The following is a 19,953-nucleotide window of genomic DNA, read 5'->3' as shown; positions in this document are numbered from 1 at the left end:
ATGACCTAAAAGTAATAGCACTTGTGAGCAGTTCGATTTAATTGTAAATTTTAATTAGGTATTTTTTCATTAACTCCTTAACTTGTGTCGCAACCAACGGGTGTGAATCTTGTTGCAATTTGGGTAGAAGTTCTAAAAGCACACGATGTGAAACTACACTAAGATAAGCGATCGCTGCTTCTCGAACAAAACCAGTCGGATGGCGCAAAGCGAGTAAAATTTCGTGAGTTGTTAATCGAATCCGGCTCACTTGTGCTAAATGAAAGCAGCAAGCTAAACACCAATCAGAGAGTAAATTACTCATTGTCAGCATTTTACGCAAGCGATCGCTCACTGGCAGTTGTTGATATTCGGCAAATCCTGCATCTACTAAATAATGCAGTTTTTCTTGGGGCGATCGCTGGTCTAAAATATTCAATAATAAAGATTTTGTCGGTAAATTCACGGTATGCTCTAAAATTTCTAATCCCCGTGCTAAATTTACCGCTGAATGCGATCGCAAATTAAAGGCCGCAGCTTGCATCTTTTCTGGAGAATAAAGTAACTTCAGTAGTAGCAGTAATCGCTCTTTCACATCCAATTCCAATTCTTGGAGGGAGCATTGTAGTAATTCGCAAACAATCATTACTCTTTCATTGAGTTGATAATTTTCGATAATTTGGGGTGTTTGGAAGTCGATATAAGTAGCGTAAATCTCGCCTAAAAACTTTAATTCTTGGTTAATTAAAAGTTCTACCCGACTGTGCTGAAACCGATCTATTGAATTAGTAATTTCGGGTTGTTTTTGGATTTTGAGTAAGCTGCGAAGAATATGATATCTAGTAGCACCCCAAGATTTTTCTAAGTGCAACCATAAAGTCTCCATTGCTTCTAAAGTGGAAATTTGAGCAATGGTACGCCAAGCATACATTCGTACTATTTCTGGTTTATAACTATTAGTAGCTAGTTGTAACAGCATTTCTAAAGCTTCATTTTCTAGCTTCACTAAAGCACGCATCGCGGTAGCGCGAGTTGACTTATAGTAAAGCGCGCCTAATAGTGCCGAATAATATTCTTCTAAATGAGTAGCTGCAATCATTTCTAAAACAGCACAGCGCACCCGTAACGATTCATCTTGCAATAAATTAGGGATGTGAATCCGCAGCGCCTGTAGATATACCGCTTCTCTTAAAGCTTTAACTCCATTGATTCGTTCTCGTTCTTGTTTGTGAGTCAGCATCCGGCGCATAGTTTTAGTCGCAGCGACTTTTTGCATCGGCGTACCCTGACGCAAAATCAAAGCCGCTGCTGTAGCGCGAACTAAAGAATGATGTCGTTGTTGCAGGTAATCTTCTAGTTGGCTTAAATTGGGATTTGTTTGGGCTAACCAAACGTAACGCAAAGCCAGAGCAAAAACTTCGGGATCAACGCTATTTTGAGGCTGTTCTAACAAAGCCCTAACTTCTAGCACATAAGTAGGATTTGCACCTCCGGTGAGCATCACCTCCAAACTTTGACGCTGTAAATCTGGAGGTAATTTGATCAATAAAGGTGCTAAAACTTGGGCTGCACCTTGGGGATCAATTTGGGCTAAAAGTTCAATGCAAGAATGTTTATCTGCGGCGCTGCCTTTTTCGCCCAAAGCTTTGACTACACCTTGTTTAAAGACACGCAAACCGACATTTGAGGCACTTAATTCTCCTCGTTCTGCACTCAAAACTAACAAATCAACATAGCGTGATCGCAGTACTAAAATTACTTTTAAACAAGTAGCAGCGGCAAGTACTGTTTCGGCCACAAATATCCATTTTCCTAATGATTCCGGCACAAAGCGGTGGCAAAACAATAAAGTTACTAAAATTATTGTTCCTGCTAAACCTGTGGCGATCGCTTCTGCTGTGCCACCAGATAAAGCTTGCATCCGGCTACGAATGTGTTCGGGTATAGGTTGATATAGTATCGGGCTACTACTAATTACGAAGGTGTAGCGGAGCAATTCATCGCAAAACTTTAAACTCACCAATCCCCAGAAAATTCCTTGGGTTTGGATTCCTGGTAAGAGATTGAGTAATGCGATCGCTCCTGGTACTATAAAGCCTACAGATATAGGTAATAAAGCAGCAGTAGAAAATACGCCGAGGCGTTCGATTAGTCGGCTAGAAACAAACCACTGAGTTGTTAACTCACACAGTCCGACAATCCCACCAAATAAACCCAAAAAACTAGCAAGATCGCGATCGCCTAAATTAGATTTCAATTCTCGCAGATATTGAAAATCTACCAATAACCCAATTACTTGTAAAAGCCCGACAAAGGCGAACAATTGCCATGTGTAGCGACTGAGTGGAGCTTGAATACGTCGATGTCGTGAGGCTTGTTCTTGAGTAATTAATCGCTGTGGCGCATCAGGAAAAACTGCTTGATATTTATGAGTTAAAGAGCATAAAATCACTGCCCCCAAGACAATCACTGCACAAGCGATAATGATGACTTTATTGAGCTTGGCGAATTGCAACAGCCAAGGCAAACTAAAACCACTAATCACATCTGCCACTAACACACCGCTGCTGACTAGAGGATAGGTGCGCTTAATTTCTCGAATGTTAAATAGTTGATTAGCGACAATGGAAGTATTGAGATCGTTAACTACATAAAGTGCATCTACCCATAGCCGCATCAGAAATACAATAATCACAGATAAATATGAAGCGTGTAGTCCCCAGCGCAGTAACACTAATAACACTAACGGCGTGACCATACAGGGTGCGATCGCCACAATTACCCAGCGCAAAGGAAAAATCTTTTGCAGCCAAGAATAGAAAAACACCATTCCTGCACCCGTTACAGCACTGGCAATATACATCCAAGGCAAGGGGCCAGCTCCATATTCATCCAAAAACAGCGCTACTGTACTGTCCTCAGCCCATCGTAATCCTACAGACACAATTGTATAAAAAGCGAACATCAATAAAGTGCGATCGCCTTCTTCCGGTCGAAGATTTACCCACTGTAGCAGTCGTGCCAGAGTGCCTTTATTTGCAGCCAACAAGTGATTTTTTAATTCCATGCACTTTTACTTTCTGATGCAATCCGTAGGGGAAGAAAGGGAGCAGGGGGCAGGGGGCAAGGGCGATGAAGAAAAATTAAATTACCTCTTCTCTTTCTCCCGAAGTCGCTCCACTTGGTGAGGCAGCCCGCAGAAAGTTGTCCCAACAAAGAGGAGCCAGCGCGGTCATGGGGGTTTCCATGCCACTTGCTTCAACGGGGAAACCCCCGCAACGCAGTGGCTCCCCAGGAGCGACTGGCGTTGGACTGCCGTTAGCGTAGCGATAGCGAGCTTGCGTTCGCGTAGCGTCTCGTAGAGAGCGTCACCCGGAGGGGGAGACCCCAAGACCGCACTTCTCTCCTTTTCTCCCTGCTCCCTGCCCCTCTGCCTCTTCTTCCCAATGCCCTAAAAACAACAAAAGCCCCAAGCAACTGAGTATTATGTTTCCCACTCAGCGCTCAGGACTATCAGTTTTAAGTAAATTGCTACGACTTCAGGATCGTTTGGATATTTTCAGTTGCAGATTATACTTGTTAGCGATAAAATTCGGAGAATTATTTTTTGGGCGATATCAGCATCATCATGTTTCTCCCTTCTTTTTTTGGTGCTTGCTGCACTTCACCAAATGGCTCTAAATCAGTAGCCATACGCTTGAGCAAGTGTTCTGCCAAGTCGCTGTGTTGAATTTCTCGACCTCGGAACATCACGGTAGCTTTGACCTTATCACCATCTTTGAGAAAACGCTCTGCTTGCTTAACACGCACGTTGTAGTCGTGTTCCTCAATCTTATAGCGCATCTTCACTTCCTTAACATCAGCCGTGTGCTGCTTTTTCCTGGCTTCCCGCGCTTTCTTTTCCTGTTCAAACTTATATTTCCCATAGTCCATAATCCGACAAACCGGCGGGTCGGCCTTGTCACTAAGTAGCACTAAATCTAGATCTTTTTCTTCTGCTAGTTGTAGTGCCTCTTGGGGAACCATAATTCCCAACTGCGCGCCATCGGTATCAATGACTCGGATTTTTGGGAAGCGGATGCGTTCGTTAATTTGGGGCAGATCGCGAGTTCTTTTCTTTTCAATCACAGGCATTATGATTTGTGGAAGCTCTTTAGTTAATAATGTGGTTTGGTCTTAATTGACGTTCCTCAGAAGTACGATATTTAAAATAACTGAGGACTTAAAAAAGAGTCTATAGCTCTAGCATAGCTAATTCATCAAGTAGTTTGTCTCGCTGTATTTGTTATTCTACTCACTGTAAGCAAATTTCTCTGCAATAGTTAACGTAAATTACATAACCCAAGAAAACGTTAATTTTTATTACATTTTTTACAAAATATTTATAACTATGTAATGTCGTTTCACTTTAAAGTTGATGCATTTGGGCAAGTAGGGGAGGCAGGGGAGGCAGGGGAGGCAGGGGAAGCAGGGGAGGCAGGGGAAGCAGGGGAGACAAGGAGACAAGGGGACAAGGGGACAGTTCTTTCCCCAATGCCCCATGCCCCATGCCCAAAAACTCAACCACAAGAGACAAAGGTTTTAGTAGTATTTAACGATACAACCATACCCGAAGTAGCGAAAGTAGCTGTTCAGTATCTACAGGTTTGGTGATGTAGTCAGAAGCTCCGGCTTCGATGCACTTTTCGCGATCGCCTGGCATGGCTTTAGCAGTTAAAGCAATAATTGGCAGGGTGCGGAACTCTTGTTGCTGGCGAATGGCACGGGTAGTTTGATAACCATCCATTTCTGGCATCATAATATCCATGAGAACAATATTAGTCTCAGGATTAGCTTGCAACATTTCAATGCCGTCTCGACCATTTTCAGCAAATAATACTTGCATTTGATAACTTTCTAAAAAGCTGGTGAGAGCAAAAATATTTCGCAAATCATCATCTACAATCAAAATTGTCCGATTCGCAAGTACTGGATCGCTTTGATGTAATTGTTCTAGGATCTCACGCTTCGGTTGGGGCAAATTAGCCTGGACTCGATGTAAAAATAAAGCTGTTTCATCTAACAAACGTTCAGGCGATCGCACATTCTTGATGATGATAGTCTCTGCTAATCCTCGAAGTTGGGTATCTTCTTGTCGAGTTAGTTCTTTACCTGTATAAATAATGATTGGCAGTTTCAATAGGCTAGGCTCTTGTTTGATCTGTTCAATCAGTTCTAATCCACTCATATCGGGTAGACCTAGATCTAACACGATACAATCAAATCGCTGGGATTTCAAAATTAACAGCGCTTCTTTTCCTGTACCCACAGCTGTACTTTGGACATCACTGTTGCCAATCAATTCAATAATACTTTGAGCTTGTACGGGGTCATCTTCTATGACTAAAAGATTTTTGACTTTACGCTCAATAAAGCCTTTAATGCCAGTCAATACTTCAGTTAGTGTTTCTGGAGATACAGGTTTTTGTAAATAAGTAATTGCTCCTAGCTGTAGCCCCCTTTGCTCTCTGTCATCTACAGAAAATATATGTACTGGAATATGTCTAGTCTCTGGATCATGTTTGAGACGATCTAAAACTGTCCAACCATCCATTTCTGGCATGTGAATATCTAATGTAATGGCATCAGGCTTAAATTGTTGTGCTAAAACTAAACCTTGTTTGCTTTGTAAAGCCACCATGACTTTAAAGCCTTGTTGGCGAGCCATTTCTAGTAAGATCCGGGCGAATTTATCATCATCTTCGATAACTAGCAAGATGCGATCGCCTGGTTGAATGACTTGGCGATCGTCGGCAATTTCATAAGGTAAATTAGGGGCTAACTGGGGTAATGATCTAATCGGTTGAGGAGGTAGTGAAGAGGTGGTTTCTAGCCTTGTCTTTGGCTTGGGAATCGTTATTTGAGTATTCCCTGAATAAGTCTGGGGTAGATAGAAAGTGAAGGTACTTCCCTGATCTGGTTGGCTAACTATTTCAATTCTTCCCCCCAACAACTGAGCCAATTCACGGCTGATAGATAAGCCTAAGCCAGTTCCCCCGTACTTGCGACTAGTTGTGCCATCCGCTTGTTGAAATGCTTCAAAAATAATCTTTTGTTTATCTTCAGGAATACCAATACCTGTATCACTAACGGCAAAAGCAATCATCGGATGCTCAGGTTGTTCTGCCTCAGTAACTTTACTAATTTGTAACTTTACGCCTCCTTGGTCGGTAAACTTAAAGGCGTTAGCCAACAGATTTTTCAGTATTTGTAACAGACGTTTGGGATCTTGAGAAATGATATCTGGTAAATTATTGTCTAATTCAACTGCAAACTTGAGTCCTTTATTCTGGGCTATTTGAGTAAAAGTCTGTTCTAGAGAACTCTGTAAATCTACTAAAGGAATTTGCTCAATTTCTACTGATAAAGTTCCCGACTCAATTTTGGCCAAATCTAAAATGTCATTAATTAACTCCAGTAAATCTGTACCAGCCGAGTAGATAGTCCGGCTGTACTCTACTTGTTTATCGGTTAAGTTGTCTCCGGAATTATCTGCCAGCAGTCTAGCCAAAATTAATAGGCTATTAAGCGGTGTTCGCAACTCATGAGACATATTCGCCAGAAACTCTGACTTGTATTTAGAAGACAAAGCCAATTGCTCTGCTTTATCTTCTAAAGAACGCCTTGCTCGTTCAACCTCTTGATTTTTACGGGCAACTTCCCGGTTTTGTACTTCTAATAATTCTGCTTTTTCTTCTAGTTCTTCATTTAGCTGCTGTAATTCTTCATTAGACTGCTTCAACTCCTCTTGCTGCTGCTTTAAGAGTAATTGTGATTCTTCTAACTCTTGTGCCTGTTGTTCTAGAAGCTGATTACTTTGTCTTAATTCTTCTTGTTGCAGTCGTAATTCTTCTGTTAAAGCAACAGACTCTTGTAATAGCTGCTGAGTTTGTGCGCTTGAGGCAATATTATTCAAAAATACACCAACGATTTCAGTGAATTGCTCTAGAAATGCCAAATGCAGCTGACTAAAACGTTGAAAGGAAGCCAGTTCAATGACAGCACTGACTTGGTTTTCAAATAATACAGGTAACACAATAATATTTAGCGGCAGTGCTTCTCCTAAGCCAGAACTAATACGGATGTAATCGTTAGGAACTTCAGTTAACAGTATTTTTTCTTTTTCTAAGGCACACTGTCCTACCAGTCCTTCACCTAAGCGAAACTGATTTGCTAAGTTTTTACGCTCTTGGTAAGCATAGCTACTTATGAGCTTGAATACAGGCTGGTTATCAACCGAGTCCATTACGTAAAAAACGCCTTGCTGCGCCCCAACCAAAGGTGCTAGGTTCGATAGTATCAGGCGAGATACGCTTTCTAGATTTCTTTGTCCTTGGAGGATTTGGGTAAATTCAGCTAAATTCGACTTTAGCCAATTTTGATCGTCATTTTTTTGATTGGTGTTTCGCAGATTCACAATCATTTGGTTGAAAGTTCGCGTTAGTACACCAATTTCATCTTGGCGATCGCTGTTTGGTAAACTCACCAATAAATTGCCATCTGCAATATTCTCCGCCACCTCCGAAAATAGCCTCAGTGGTTTAGAGATATATCTAGTCAGAATAAACCCAATCAAAGCTAAGATTAAAAATAATAGGGGAATACTAAAAACAATTATGTTAATAGTTCGCTGGGCAGCTGCGTGTGCTTTCTGAGACCTCTGCTGCAAGAGCATATTCTCCTCATCCTTCATGGCCTCGACAATCTGCTGGATTTCATCCATCAGTTGCTTGCCTTCATCTGTTAAGATAATTTTTTGAGCAGCTTCTAAGCCTTGGTTTTGCCGCAGACTAATCGCTGCTTGCATGACAGCCAGCCTCTTCCTAATCAGTGGCTGTAACCTATCAAGCCGACTTTGTTGGATGGAGTTATCTGCTGTTAACTTTTTCAGCTCCTGAAATTTTTGATCTAGTACTTTCGTAGCAACATTATAAGGTTCTAGATAACGCTGTTCTCCTGTAATTATGTAACCGCGTTGTCCAGTCTCAGCATTTCTCAGTTCCAGATTTAAATCTTTGAGTTCACTTAGTACTTCGTATGTATGGCTTTCTCGGCGCGAAGTTTCAATAAGTTCATTAGTGCTTTGGTAGGAGATTAGACCAATTGTGGTTAGAAGCGCCAGACTGATCGCAAAACCAGATCCAATCTTGGTTCCAATCTTTGAACTTTTCAACATTTAGGACTTTTCTTAAAATTATTTCTGCTACTGTTACAACTATATATAACAGGGAATGGGGAATGGGACATAGGGCATAGGGGAGGCAGTGCGTTGGGCGGCTCTGACGACTTGTAGCAACTGCCGTCATGGGGCATGGGCTTGAAAGTCTTTTGGTGTTGTGGTTTGATCTCAGTTTATGTTCTAAAAAACTACTTGGCGATCGCTATACATTAATTTTGATCAACTCCCAATTCCCTGTTTGATATGTAAAATGGTCAGCGTATCTTGCTTGATCCATCCAGGCGATCGCTCATGGCCATAACTAAACCTCAGCTGCCGAATTTTTTACGTTTTGCTCAAAATTCTAATCTTTCTCAAAAATTAATGTTGGTTGGGTTAACCATTACCCTGTTTTTCATCTTTATAGCTTTGTTTGCTCCTGTATTCCAAGCTTGGGGATGGCTACAAGATCCTAAAGAATTTCTCTCAAATCCAATTCAAGAGCCACCTTCAGCTCAATATTGGTTTGGTACGAGTCGCCTAGGTCATGATGTCTTCTCCCGCACACTGTTTGGCGCTCAAGCTGCGTTGCAAGTGGTGATTTTAGCAACAGCATTGAGTATGATTATCGGCGTGCCTTTAGGCATGGTAAGTGGGTATCTGGGCGGTAAGTTAGATAAATTTTTGCTATTTATTATGGATAGCATCTACACCTTACCGGGGTTATTGCTGTCGGTGACGTTAGCATTTGTAGTCGGACGGGGAATATTAAATGCTGCGATCGCTATTAGTATTGCCTACGTTCCCCAATATTACCGCGTTGTTCGCAACCACACAGTCAGCGTCAAAACTGAAGTTTTTATCGAAGCAGCGCAAGCAATGGGTGCTTCTACTTGGATTGTTCTGTCTCGATATCTATTTTTCAACGTCATTCAAAGCGTACCCGTACTATTTACCCTGAATGCCGCCGATGCAATTTTAGTATTAGGCGGTTTGGGCTTTTTAGGACTAGGACTTCCCGAAGAAGTGCCAGAATGGGGACATGATTTAAAACAAGCTTTAGAAGCCCTACCCACAGGCATTTGGTGGACTACACTTTTCCCCGGTTTAGGAATGACATTCATGGTTGTAGGGTTATCACTACTTGGTGAAGGGTTAAATGAATTTGTCAATCCACGATTACGGCGAGAAAATGGAATCCGGAAATAGTCGATGGGCTAGGAACTAGGGGCTAGGAACTAGGGGCTAGGGACTAGAATCGCTATATTCTTGACGTTGACTTTTGACTAAACTTGTATTTTTACTGAGAGATTTGTGTGAAAGATAACTTTTCTTTAATTGCTGCGGCCGCTGGTGGATTCATGCTTTCTGTTGCTTTGGCTGGAATACTCCGAGGTACGCCAGTTACATTGCAGGGACAATCTCGTGTCAATTCCTACTTGACAGCTAATCAACAACATGTAGCAATACTTCGCAAAGACGAGTGAGTTACAGCTGATAAAATTTTGTTTCAGACTAAGCTCAGATGTACCCAAATTCTCATAGGCTCTTAAGAATGCCGAACAGCTGACTGTTTGGCAAATTTAATTAAGAAAATGAAGATGGGTAAATGTAAGCGTATTGGCATTCTAACTAGTGGAGGAGATTGTTCTGGTTTAAATGCGGTTATTCGATCTGTTGTGCATTGTGCTTGTGGAAAAGGTTGGGAAGTATTAGGGATTCGTCAAGCAACTCTAGGCTTAATGGCACGTCCACCGCAATTTACAAAACTGGAAATTGATTTAGTTGACCCGCTGTTAACCTCTGGTGGCACAATGTTAGGAACCACCAACAAAGGCGATCCTTTTGCTTTTTTGATGGCTGATGGTAGTGTCTGCGATCGCTCCGAGGAAATCATTGCAGGTTATCATCAATTAGGTTTAGATGCTTTGATTGGCATTGGTGGCGATGGTAGTTTGGCTATTCTCCGTCGTTTGGCACAACAAGGCAATATTAATTTAGTTGGTATTCCCAAAACAATTGATAACGATATTGGGATTACCGAACATGCTATTGGTTTCGATACTGCCGTTAATATTGCTACAGAAGCACTTGATCGGTTAAATTTTACCGCTGCCTCTCACAGTCGAGTCATGATTCTAGAAGTGATGGGTCGTGATGCCGGACACATTGCGATCGCTGCGGGAATTGCCGGAGGAGCAGATGTAATTTTAATTCCCGAAATTCCCTACAATCTTGACCATATTTGCCACAAAATTAAACAGCGCCAAGAAAAAGGCAAAAATTATTGTCTAATTATTGTGTCCGAGGCAGTTCGTACCCAAGACGGTGAAACTGTGACCATGACAAATAGCTTGGGTCAATCTCGATATGGTGGTATTGGTCAGTACTTAGCCGATCAAATTAGCAATTGCATTGGTACAGAAACACGAGTCACAGTCTTGGGACACATCCAACGTGGTGGAACAGCTTCACCACTAGATCGATTAGTAGCCGCTGCCTTTGGTGTAGCAGCGGTAGAGCTGATCGCAGAAGGTAAATATGACTACATGGTGACTTGGCAAAATCGCCAAGTTTTTGCTGTACCCATTGCTGAGGCGATCGCTCAATATAAAACTGTCAACCCAGAGGATACTTTAGTCAAAACTGCTCGTGGTTTAGGTATTTATTTGGGAGATTAATATTGTAAATCACTAAAAACTACACGCGACTTGCGGGATAGAGTTTTGTCAGTTGTCAGTTGTCAGTGGTCATTTGTCGGTTGTCAGTTGTTTTTAATCGGTGTAACGTGAGTTCGACAAGTATACCTTATACACACAAGTCCTATTTACCCTCAATCTAAAACTTAAGGCTAGACAAACAAAGCCCATCTTTACCACTAACTACTAACTACTGACCACTGACAATTAATATTAAAAAATTATTAATAAACTATTGTTAAATATTAAATTTATAGTATTAATTTCCATCAAAATATAAAACTCACTCTTCAGAACCCCGACTTCTTTAAGAAGTCGGGGTTCTTGTTGTTCAATATCACCATATCAATATATATATGAAGCCTTGATTGAAGGTTTTTATCATACAGATGTACAATACAAATAGTTGCCGATCGCTCACTCTAACTTTATTCTATCAGGAAGCTGTCTATGCCTAATCGCTAGCATCCTGTGGTAAATCAATATGTATTAGGCATAGAGCAAGAGCAGCATATTTGTAGGCACATGGAATATCTCGTAAAACCAGCTCTGTTAATAGGTAAAATCTGGTGCGTTAAATTTTGTCATTTGCACAATTCATCCAATTTATACTGTGCTGATTTATCAGTATAGTCAATTCGTGAGCATTGGTAATTGGGTAGCCAGCACATTGTCAATGGCATACAGCTTTATTGATCTCAAACAATTGGCATTATTAGCCTTTAATCAGTGAACAGTTAAACGGTTATCACAGTTTCACTCTTTGGATTTGACTCCTATTAAATTAGTGAATAATTATCAAGTCGCTTTTGACTGATAACTGATAACTGTTGAATTTATTTCCCATGTTCCATGCACTAGACCCAATTTAAAATTCCGAGGAATCAATGACTATCAATACTTTTCCCAAGACCAAAAATGCATATAAGCGCCTTGAAGAAGAAACAAATTTGCAAGGGAAAATTTTGATAAGAAATGGTATCAAATCTGAAGATCCCAAGAAAAATGAGCCGAAAGCTGAAAATTTGATTATCAATGACTTAAATCGTGGTCGAGTCGCTATTTTTATTGATGGTGTCAACTTATTTCATGCAGCTTTGCAACTGGGGATTGAAATCGATTATCTCAAATTGCTTTGTCGTTTAACTGCTGGTTCACGATTATTGCGTGCCTTCTTTTACACTACAATAGACGTTTCACGACAAACTACTATGCGTCCTCGCAGCAATGAAAAACAACAGGGTTTTCTATTTTGGATGCGTCGTAATGGTTATCGTGTATTTACCAAAGAAGTACAGTCAGTAGATAATTCCAAAGATAATTCCAAAAAATCCAATTTGAATGTAGAAATTGCTGTCGATATGATTACCTTGGCTCCTCACTACGATACTGCAATCTTAGTTAGCGGCGATGGAGATTTAGCTTACGCGGTGAATGCTGTCACCAGCACAGGGTCTAGAGTGGAATTAGTAAGTCTGCGAACAATGACCAGTGACAGCTTGATTGATGTTGCTGATTATTTTGTTGATCTCGATAGCATTAAACAATACATTCAAAAGGATTCTCACCCAGGCTATAATTATCGGGCGATGTCTAACTCTAAACTTTAAATTGCGATCGCTAATCCATTGAAATTCACTACCAACAGGGAAATTTTCTGCGTATTTTACTTAAATCCTAATCAAGATGGATATTTTAATTGTTGAGGATGAACCAGAAATTGCTCAGTTAATTCAACTGTCTTTAGACAAAGAAGGATTTTCTTGTCGTGTTAGCCGCGATGGAATCAATGCTTTGCGGATGTTTCAGGAACAACCGCCAGATTTAATCATCCTAGACTTAATGATTCCTGGATTGGATGGATTAGAAGTTTGTGCCAGGATTCGCCAGAAACCAGGTGCAAAAGACCCCTATATTTTAATGCTCACAGCTAAGGGTGAAGAAATTGATCGGGTGATTGGCTTGTCTACTGGTGCTGATGACTACATGGTCAAACCTTTCAGTCCTAGGGAATTGGTCGCTAGAGTAAGGGCGCTATTACGGCGCAGTCTCCGCCAAGGAGGACAAAATCAAGTCAATCGTACTCAACACTTTATAGTAGATGTAGATCAACGTACAGCCAGTCGTCAAATAGATGCTCAAGAACCAGAAATTTTAGACTTAACTACCCTAGAATTTAATTTATTAACCACTTTTGTTAGCAATCCTGGCCGCGTTTGGAACCGCACCCAGTTAATTGACAAACTTTGGGGTGATAATTTTTTTGGTGATGAACGGGTGGTGGATACTCATGTCGCTAGGTTACGAAAAAAAGTTGAGCCTGATCCTAGTAATCCCGCTTTTATCAAAACTGTTGTTGGGGTCGGTTATAAATTTGAAGATTCCCCTGTAATGTAAGTATGACTAAAACAAACTGGCGTTGGATAAAGTCCTTGCCTTTAGCGTCGCGCCTGTTTTTCTCCCACTTAGTAGTGATGGTAGTGGGATTATTGAGTCTTGTAATCATTAGTAGATTTTCTTCACCGCGCTTTTTCGTCTTGCATTTAGAAAGATTAGAAAGCAGGGGATTGAAGCTAATTAATATTCGTACAGAATTAGTTCAAGGATTTGAGATAGCTTGGCGGCGAAGCACTCTTTGGTCAGTCATAGTCGGTACTACTGCTGCGGGAGGCTTGAGTTATTGGGTATCAAAACGAATTATGCAGCGGTTGACCGAAATGGAACAAATTACTCAAAAGTTTGCTGCTGGTCAATTAGAAGCGCGATTACCTTTGTCTGACATTCCAGAACTGCATCGATTAGGTACTAGTTTTAATCGTATGGCAGCTAGTTTAGAAGGAGTGGAAGCACGGCGGCGAGAACTAATTGGAGACATGACCCACGAATTACGTACACCCTTGACTGTTGTACGCGGTTACTTAGAAGAACTTGCAGACGGAGAAATAGAACCGTCACCAGAGATTTATCAGCGGCTAGCCAGGGAAACTAAACGTTTAGAGCGTTTAGTCAACGATTTGCAAGAACTTTCTAAAGCAGAGGCTGGTTATCTACCAATTAATATACAGCCAATAAATCTGTTTCCTTTATTAGAATCATTAGTAGAAAAATTTACTGACCAGATGTTGGAAGATGGCCCTGTTCTGCGTTCAGAATTTTCATCTCAATTACCGCTAGTATTGGCAGATATTGACCGTACAGAACAGATATTGGTCAACTTGCTGGGTAACGCAGTGCGTTATACTACCCAAGGTTCAATTATCCTACGTGCTTGGACTGAAGCATCTAAACTTTGGATTGCGGTTATTGATACAGGTATTGGCATTGCCTCAAAAGATTTGCCTCACGTGTTTGAGCGCTTTTGGCGCACCGATCAATCACGCGATCGCCATTCTGGAGGAACAGGCATTGGTTTAACGATCACTCGCCGTTTGGTTGAATTGCAAGGCGGTCAAATTGACGTAGAAAGTAAGTTGGGTGTTGGCAGTACATTTCGTTTTTTCTTGCCTTTGGCTTGAGTTATAGATACAACGAATTGTCACAAGTTGATTGTATCTACGTCACATCAAATTGCTAGCTTAAAAGAGATTAGGAGAATACCAAGCAGAGGGAGACTTCTTCGATTCTTCTTAAAACTCAGTGCTTAGTCCTTATATGTCTACTTTTATTCTGGCTACATTTTTAGTGAGTTTAGTGACTGTATCTGGTTGGACTGCAATCTCTTACTTGTTTCCTCAAAATCATTCCCAAGATTAAAGCAATCGTCATGTTTTTCTAACTCAAGCGTCACTCGTTGGCGCTTGAGTATTTTTGTGGGCGATCGCTATTGGATATTGATAGCAGAGAACAGACAAACAAGGTGGGTAATGGTAATTGATTCTCCTTAGGTACTTACTAAAGACTATTTTCAAACCCAACCTACAGTTCGAGTTTGAAAACACGCCCTAGCATTCATGAAAGCAATTGCATTGATATTGAAATTTTTCTGAGATAGGTGGTAAATTCTCTTATGCTTCAATTATTGTTTAGATCCACCACAATCAAAAATGTTCTCAATTTTACACTTGAAAACTGCATATCAATCCATAGTAGGCTCTTAGTGATTTAAAAGTATAATTACAACTCTGTTAGTTTTAACTTGAAAATAAGTAAAAGTACTGATTTATGTGTTTTCTGACTTCGCCTAATATTTATCGTATTGAGGAATATCAGGGTAGCATCAAAATTGCTAAATGTGAAATCTGTCTTGTAACTTTAGCAGTTCTCGGATGAATGCAATAAAAAAAGAGGGGTAAAAGCTTCGCCGTGAGTGTCAGCCGAATCGGTAAAGGGATGAATTAGGTCGCTCACTATTCCACTCGCTTTTTACCCTTCATCATTAAGTCACAAACAAATCAGGAGGCAAAATAGTCAAGATCCTGATTATCTAACCATAACTCAAGGAGTATTAATCATGAATCAGATGCAGTTGACTCTAATTGTTGGTTATGTGCTGATGTCCTGCTATTTTTTCAGTAATTGGTTAAGATTTTCCTTACGTCATCCTAGCTCTTTTCCTGAAGAGAAATTTTTATCGTTTGTCATGTTTCTAGTTACAACTATTTTTTGGCCTCTAACTATTCCTATGTCTTTTTTAGAGATATTAAAAAAACGTAAGCTAGAGTTGAGTACTGTGATTCCCGTTATTCTAGCAATGTTTGCTTTTAGTATTTCTTACTATTTGAGTTATCTATATGAGCATGGATTTTGCTATCACAATTTATTCTGCTCTTACTCTTCGTAATGTGAAAACTGAGTAAATTTATTGCAGAGAAACCAAAACTTTAACCTGACCTTAAAATTACTTTTACCTCTATAACAAATATCTTGTAAGTAAAAATTGAACTTAACTAAAAAGCTTTTCTATTACTATAATTTTTAAAGATATTAATAATATATAGCAATCCGATTTGATTAATGAATATATTTGCGTAGGGAGGAAACACTTCGGCTACGCGGTAGTTGAATCTCGACTTCGCGGCAGTTGAGCGTAGTCGAAACTCGATTGCCGCGCAGCGCTGCACTGAGCCTGTCGAAGTGTCGAAACTCAGTGCATCGCAGGAAAAAAGGGATTTAGGGGTGTACTGAGTTTTTTCTCCAAATCAAATATGAGTCTTATATATCTAATCCTCTTTTTTTTATAATTCAAATTTTAACTATCCAGCCTGTGCCGCACTCACTCTTGTCTTGATAAAGACGCAACATCTAGCTTGTGTTTCTTGCAGAGATATGAGGATGCTTAAAGGCAAACTGTAGCAAGTGGTGCGCTATTTATAATTGCCGGGACTGGTATTAGTCGTCTTTCTCTAAAGAAATTATCCTGAGATAGATTTTTCTGCAAAGTATTGATGCTTGGTAGGATCATATCAAGTATTAATCTCAATATTTACCAACCAAATTGGTAGTGTTATGCCCAGAAAAGAACAAGGATGGATTACATTTCAAACATCGGAAGAGGAGCGTAAGCTTCTAGAAGATTTCTGTCAGCAGTCTCAGCGTACTAAGACTGAGATATTGCGGGAACTAGTACGTGGTTTAAACAAGCACGATACAACACCAGCACCGCTACCAACCATACAGGCGGATAAGGAAAATGTTTACACTTCTAAGTTAGAAATTAGTAGTCCCAGAAAACCGCTAAAAGTTAGTTCCCGCAATATTTTAAAGGGCATTGTCAAGCGAGTAGTTACTGGAGCCGTCAATAGTGAGGTGACAATAGAAGTTGTTCATAAAGTTGAGTTAACCTCAATTATCACCAGAATGTCAGCAGAAGAATTACAACTTTTGGAAGGAACAGAAGCTTATGCAGTAATCAAATCCAATGATATAGTTATTGCCAGAGAATAAAGATGAGTTAATTGCATTTTCCTGTTTATTAGACTGTAAAATCAATGATTTTTATTATAAATAGGACTTACGCAAAACTAACGCAATTTCGTCATTACGAGCGATAGCGACGTAATCGCAAAAATCCTGCGATTGCTTCCCTACACTTCGTTTCGGTCGCAATGACGATTTGGGCTTGCGTAAGTCCTGATAAACAGGGATTTTAAAATTGACTAAACCATATCTAAAGATCATCAGATTATGCAAAAGGTCTAATATTTTAATTTAATAATCAATTTTCATTTTGAAAGAAATACTATTAACTCGATTGATTGTCTCACTACCAGCAATAACTTTCCAACCTAATTTTTGGTATAAACTGACAGCAGGATTTGAGCTTCTAGTGCTGAGTGATATTGACTGATAAGATGTTTTTGCTGCTGCTAATAAATGAGTAAGTAATTGTGATCCTATACCTTGATTTCTATATTCGGGCAAAACTGCGATCGCAAGTTCAGGAGTTTGATCATCAACATAACCATATCCCTGATTTTCACCTGTTAATAAACGTAGCCAAGCAGCTCCTACTGGCCGATTGCTACTGACTGCAATAGCGACAAAGCCCATGTCATCTTTAAGTCCCCAATTCTGGACATATTTTGCCAAATCAGAATGATTCATTGCATCTTGCACATTTAGATTAGCTTCTTCTCCCATGTGCGCCGCTTCATAGAGCATTTGCCAAAGAAAAGGCTCGTCTTCCTTTGTGATGGGACGAATTGCGTAATCCATCTTATGGAATTTACTCAATGGAGTTGCTAAACCATCAATACTGACTAGATTTTTTTGTTGCTGAAAATCTTGAACTGCCTCTTCTCCTTTTTTATCTGCCCAATCTACTAGAATTTGTCGTTGTCCTTGATATTCATAAAGTGGTACGCCAAAACCACAAGAGGTCTGCACTTTCTCAATATCAGCAACGATAATTTGACGAGTTCCAGGAAGTTGCGGAAACAGAGAATACAATGAGTTCCACTCAGGAAAATTAGGTAAAACTGTATGACCCTGACCGTAAAGACGTAGAATACATGGAGGTTCTACAAAAGCGCAAAACATAAAAGTGATTCGTCCATTTTCTTGGATATGGGCTGAGGTTTCGTTACCACTGCCTGTGAGATCCAAGTAACCAACCTGATGGGGCGAGAAAATACGAAAGCAATCCAGTCCTTTAGGGGATAGGTTAACGTGTCCTGTAGGACTCAATGGAGCAGAACCAACAAAAAAGAGGTGCTGTGCAGCAATAAACTTTTGTAGTTCTTCAGTAATACAGTCAAAAAATTTAGACATAGACTATTTTATATTTGCATTAATGCTAAGTCGCGATCGCCTGGCGATCGCGACCTTATTGTTTTAAATCTAGAAATTGAGATTATGCTGGATAAATCCGCAAACGCCGATTTGGTTCTTCTCCAAAACTGTGCGACTTGAGGCGATAGTGTTCTACCAGCTCATGTTGCATTTTGCGGACTTGCGAAGAACGAGGCAATAACTCAACTGGCTGTCCTTTAGGAATTACAATTTGCTCGACGGCAAGTCTGGCTTCTTCTAGGGCATCAATTTCGTCATCACTAGCACTGTGTAAAAACAGTTGTAATTCTCGTTCATCAGATATTTCTGGGTCATCAATATTTAGTAACCGCCTTAAACCACGGGTAATCTGCCCAATTGTGCTGGACTTAATCATGTGGATTGGTACATGACGGGCTTTGGCGATTTGCCGGAGTTTGGCATGATTTTTGACATGCGATCGCAATGCTAAAATTGCATCAGCACTATCAATATCTTTTGTCAATACCACTGGTAAAGTTAGCACGTTAATTACTTGTTCTAGTTGATGGCGGCTGACACCATAAGGATAAATGTGCAGTGGTAAATCTTCACCATTTGGCCCTGGATATTTGGTAGCACTAAAATCGATGCTATCCGAGTAATTAAAAGATTCATCCAGTAAGCGATCAAATTCACTTTGCCCACTTACCCGTTCGCGTTCTAAAGACAATGGCGGCAATGCTACCATTTGTCCAGACGAACGCCAGCCGTTGGATTGTCGTGCAGGCAAGAAAGATTCCTCTGTTGTGGCTGTATGTCCACCACGACCATTGACAACAGCTAACTGCCGTGTAACTGCCACCTTACCTTGATCATCAACGCTTCTGGTTTGTGGGGTAGGTTGCCGCCCTCGCAATAGATTATCTACTGTATCAGCAACGCTTTCGTGTACAACCCAGCGTTGCCGTTCTAACATTTCCACAGCAATTTCAAAGGTAGGGGGAGCTTTACGTTCTAAAACAGTCTTTTGACTACCTCTGCGTCTGGCTTCGTCATCTCCTAAAGTCACCGCCTGAATACCCCCAACTAAATCAGCAAGAGTGGGGTTTTTAATCAGGTTTTCAATTTGGTTTCCGTGGGCAGTACCTACTAATTGCACACCTCGTTCAGCAATGGTACGAGCCGCTAAAGCTTCCAATTCTGTGCCAATTTCATCAATAACGATGACTTCTGGCATGTGGTTTTCTACTGCTTCAATCATCACCTGATGCTGAAGTTCTGGATGAGCCACTTGCATCCGTCTAGCGCGGCCAATGGCGGGGTGAGCAACATCACCATCACCAGCAATTTCATTGGAGGTGTCAATAATTACTACTCGTTTATGTAGTTCATCTGCTAAAACACGGGCAATTTCCCTTAAAGCCGTGGTTTTACCCACGCCTGGACGACCCAACATCAGAATGGATTTACCAGTTTCTACCAAATCGCGGATCATGCCGATGGTTCCGAATACTGCTCGACCTACGCGACAGGTCAAGCCAATAATCTTACCAGTGCGATTGCGGATGGCACTGATGCGGTGCAAAGTTTGCTCAATTCCTGCCCGATTATCTCCGCCAAAGATTCCGACTCGCACAATACAATCATCTATTTGTTCTTGAGTAACGGGTACTTCGCTCAGATACTCGGCTTGATTGGGAAAACGAGCTTCTGGTCTACGTCCCAAATCCAAGACTACCTCAATTAAACTATCTTGTTTGGGATGATTCTCTAGTATTTGTCGCAGGTCTTGGGGCAAAATGTCTAATAACTTTTGGAGATCTTCTGTTATCGTCATGCTTTCTATTGTGACGTTTTTAGAGATAACGAGGATATTTCTGTGGGGGA

General features: G+C 40.6%; 12 protein-coding genes and 1 pseudogene. 7 read left to right on the top strand and 6 right to left on the bottom strand.

Annotated features, from left to right (window positions below; genetic code table 11):
• Positions 1–37: 37 nt before the first annotated feature.
• The 3 genes from QI031_RS19095 to QI031_RS19085 form a co-directional block, all read right to left on the bottom strand.
• Positions 38–3,046, bottom strand: a complete 3,009-nt coding sequence (locus QI031_RS19095) for an MFS transporter (protein WP_281481232.1) — start codon at positions 3,044–3,046, stop codon at positions 38–40.
• Positions 3,047–3,579: 533 nt separating this feature from the next.
• A complete protein-coding gene (gene infC / locus QI031_RS19090) occupies positions 3,580–4,113 on the bottom strand; it encodes a translation initiation factor IF-3 (RefSeq protein WP_281481231.1) in 534 nt (177 codons plus the stop codon).
• Positions 4,114–4,570: 457 nt separating this feature from the next.
• Positions 4,571–8,194: a response regulator gene (locus tag QI031_RS19085; RefSeq protein ID WP_281481230.1), complete on the bottom strand. Its 3,624-nt coding sequence runs from the start codon at positions 8,192–8,194 to the stop codon at positions 4,571–4,573.
• Between the two features lie 294 nt (positions 8,195–8,488).
• Between QI031_RS19085 and QI031_RS19080 the strand changes: the two genes are divergently transcribed.
• The 7 genes from QI031_RS19080 (at position 8,489) to QI031_RS19050 (ending at position 16,758) form a co-directional block, all read left to right on the top strand.
• On the top strand, positions 8,489–9,385 hold the full coding sequence (locus QI031_RS19080) for an ABC transporter permease (protein WP_281486077.1): 897 nt from the start codon (positions 8,489–8,491) through the stop codon (positions 9,383–9,385).
• Between the two features lie 107 nt (positions 9,386–9,492).
• Positions 9,493–9,663: a hypothetical protein gene (locus tag QI031_RS19075; protein ID WP_281481229.1), complete on the top strand. Its 171-nt coding sequence runs from the start codon at positions 9,493–9,495 to the stop codon at positions 9,661–9,663.
• Between the two features lie 114 nt (positions 9,664–9,777).
• A complete protein-coding gene (locus QI031_RS19070) occupies positions 9,778–10,857 on the top strand; it encodes an ATP-dependent 6-phosphofructokinase (RefSeq protein WP_281481228.1) in 1,080 nt (359 codons plus the stop codon).
• 905 nt (positions 10,858–11,762) lie between these two features.
• Positions 11,763–12,485, top strand: coding sequence for a LabA-like NYN domain-containing protein (locus tag QI031_RS19065; protein WP_281481227.1), 723 nt, complete (start codon positions 11,763–11,765; stop codon positions 12,483–12,485).
• Between the two features lie 76 nt (positions 12,486–12,561).
• Positions 12,562–13,272 (top strand): response regulator, encoded by a 711-nt coding sequence (locus QI031_RS19060; RefSeq protein WP_281481226.1) that lies wholly within the window; start codon positions 12,562–12,564, stop codon positions 13,270–13,272.
• 2 nt (positions 13,273–13,274) lie between these two features.
• Positions 13,275–14,390 carry a sensor histidine kinase gene (locus QI031_RS19055; RefSeq protein ID WP_281481225.1) on the top strand — a complete coding sequence of 372 codons (1,116 nt, stop codon included), beginning with the start codon at positions 13,275–13,277 and terminating at the stop codon, positions 14,388–14,390.
• Between the two features lie 1,930 nt (positions 14,391–16,320).
• Entirely contained in the window at positions 16,321–16,758 is a 438-nt protein-coding gene (locus QI031_RS19050; RefSeq protein ID WP_281481224.1) for a TOBE domain-containing protein, read from the top strand.
• A 264-nt stretch (positions 16,759–17,022) separates the two neighbouring features.
• Here the strand turns inward: QI031_RS19050 and QI031_RS19045 are convergent, their stop codons facing one another.
• The 3 genes and pseudogenes from QI031_RS19045 to QI031_RS19035 all read right to left on the bottom strand — a co-directional run bounded on the left by QI031_RS19045 (position 17,023) and on the right by QI031_RS19035 (position 19,903).
• Positions 17,023–17,529: a GNAT family N-acetyltransferase gene (locus tag QI031_RS19045; protein ID WP_343217875.1), complete on the bottom strand. Its 507-nt coding sequence runs from the start codon at positions 17,527–17,529 to the stop codon at positions 17,023–17,025.
• 9 nt (positions 17,530–17,538) lie between these two features.
• Positions 17,539–18,084 (bottom strand): annotated as a pseudogene (locus QI031_RS19040) (pyridoxamine 5'-phosphate oxidase family protein); the annotation flags it as partial.
• A gap of 82 nt (positions 18,085–18,166) precedes the next feature.
• Positions 18,167–19,903, bottom strand: coding sequence for a R3H domain-containing nucleic acid-binding protein (locus QI031_RS19035; RefSeq protein WP_281481223.1), 1,737 nt, complete (start codon positions 19,901–19,903; stop codon positions 18,167–18,169).
• Positions 19,904–19,953 lie beyond the last annotated feature (50 nt).

It is taken from the genome of Halotia branconii CENA392 (assembly GCF_029953635.1).
Lineage (GTDB): Bacteria > Cyanobacteriota > Cyanobacteriia > Cyanobacteriales > Nostocaceae > Halotia > Halotia branconii.
The sequence above is the reverse complement of the archived record's forward strand: the minus strand, read 5'-3'. Positions and strand labels throughout refer to the sequence as shown.

Coding starts and splice junctions, on each gene's coding strand:
- QI031_RS19035 (WP_281481223.1), bottom strand. CDS start 19,903: ATGACGATAACAGAAGATCTCCAAAAGTTATTAGACATTTTGCCCCAA.
- QI031_RS19055 (WP_281481225.1), top strand. CDS start 13,275: ATGACTAAAACAAACTGGCGTTGGATAAAGTCCTTGCCTTTAGCGTCG.
- QI031_RS19085 (WP_281481230.1), bottom strand. CDS start 8,194: ATGTTGAAAAGTTCAAAGATTGGAACCAAGATTGGATCTGGTTTTGCG.
- QI031_RS19095 (WP_281481232.1), bottom strand. CDS start 3,046: ATGGAATTAAAAAATCACTTGTTGGCTGCAAATAAAGGCACTCTGGCA.
- infC (WP_281481231.1), bottom strand. CDS start 4,113: ATGCCTGTGATTGAAAAGAAAAGAACTCGCGATCTGCCCCAAATTAAC.
- QI031_RS19070 (WP_281481228.1), top strand. CDS start 9,778: ATGGGTAAATGTAAGCGTATTGGCATTCTAACTAGTGGAGGAGATTGT.
- QI031_RS19050 (WP_281481224.1), top strand. CDS start 16,321: ATGCCCAGAAAAGAACAAGGATGGATTACATTTCAAACATCGGAAGAG.
- QI031_RS19045 (WP_343217875.1), bottom strand. CDS start 17,529: ATGGATTACGCAATTCGTCCCATCACAAAGGAAGACGAGCCTTTTCTT.
- QI031_RS19065 (WP_281481227.1), top strand. CDS start 11,763: ATGACTATCAATACTTTTCCCAAGACCAAAAATGCATATAAGCGCCTT.
- QI031_RS19080 (WP_281486077.1), top strand. CDS start 8,489: ATGGCCATAACTAAACCTCAGCTGCCGAATTTTTTACGTTTTGCTCAA.
- QI031_RS19060 (WP_281481226.1), top strand. CDS start 12,562: ATGGATATTTTAATTGTTGAGGATGAACCAGAAATTGCTCAGTTAATT.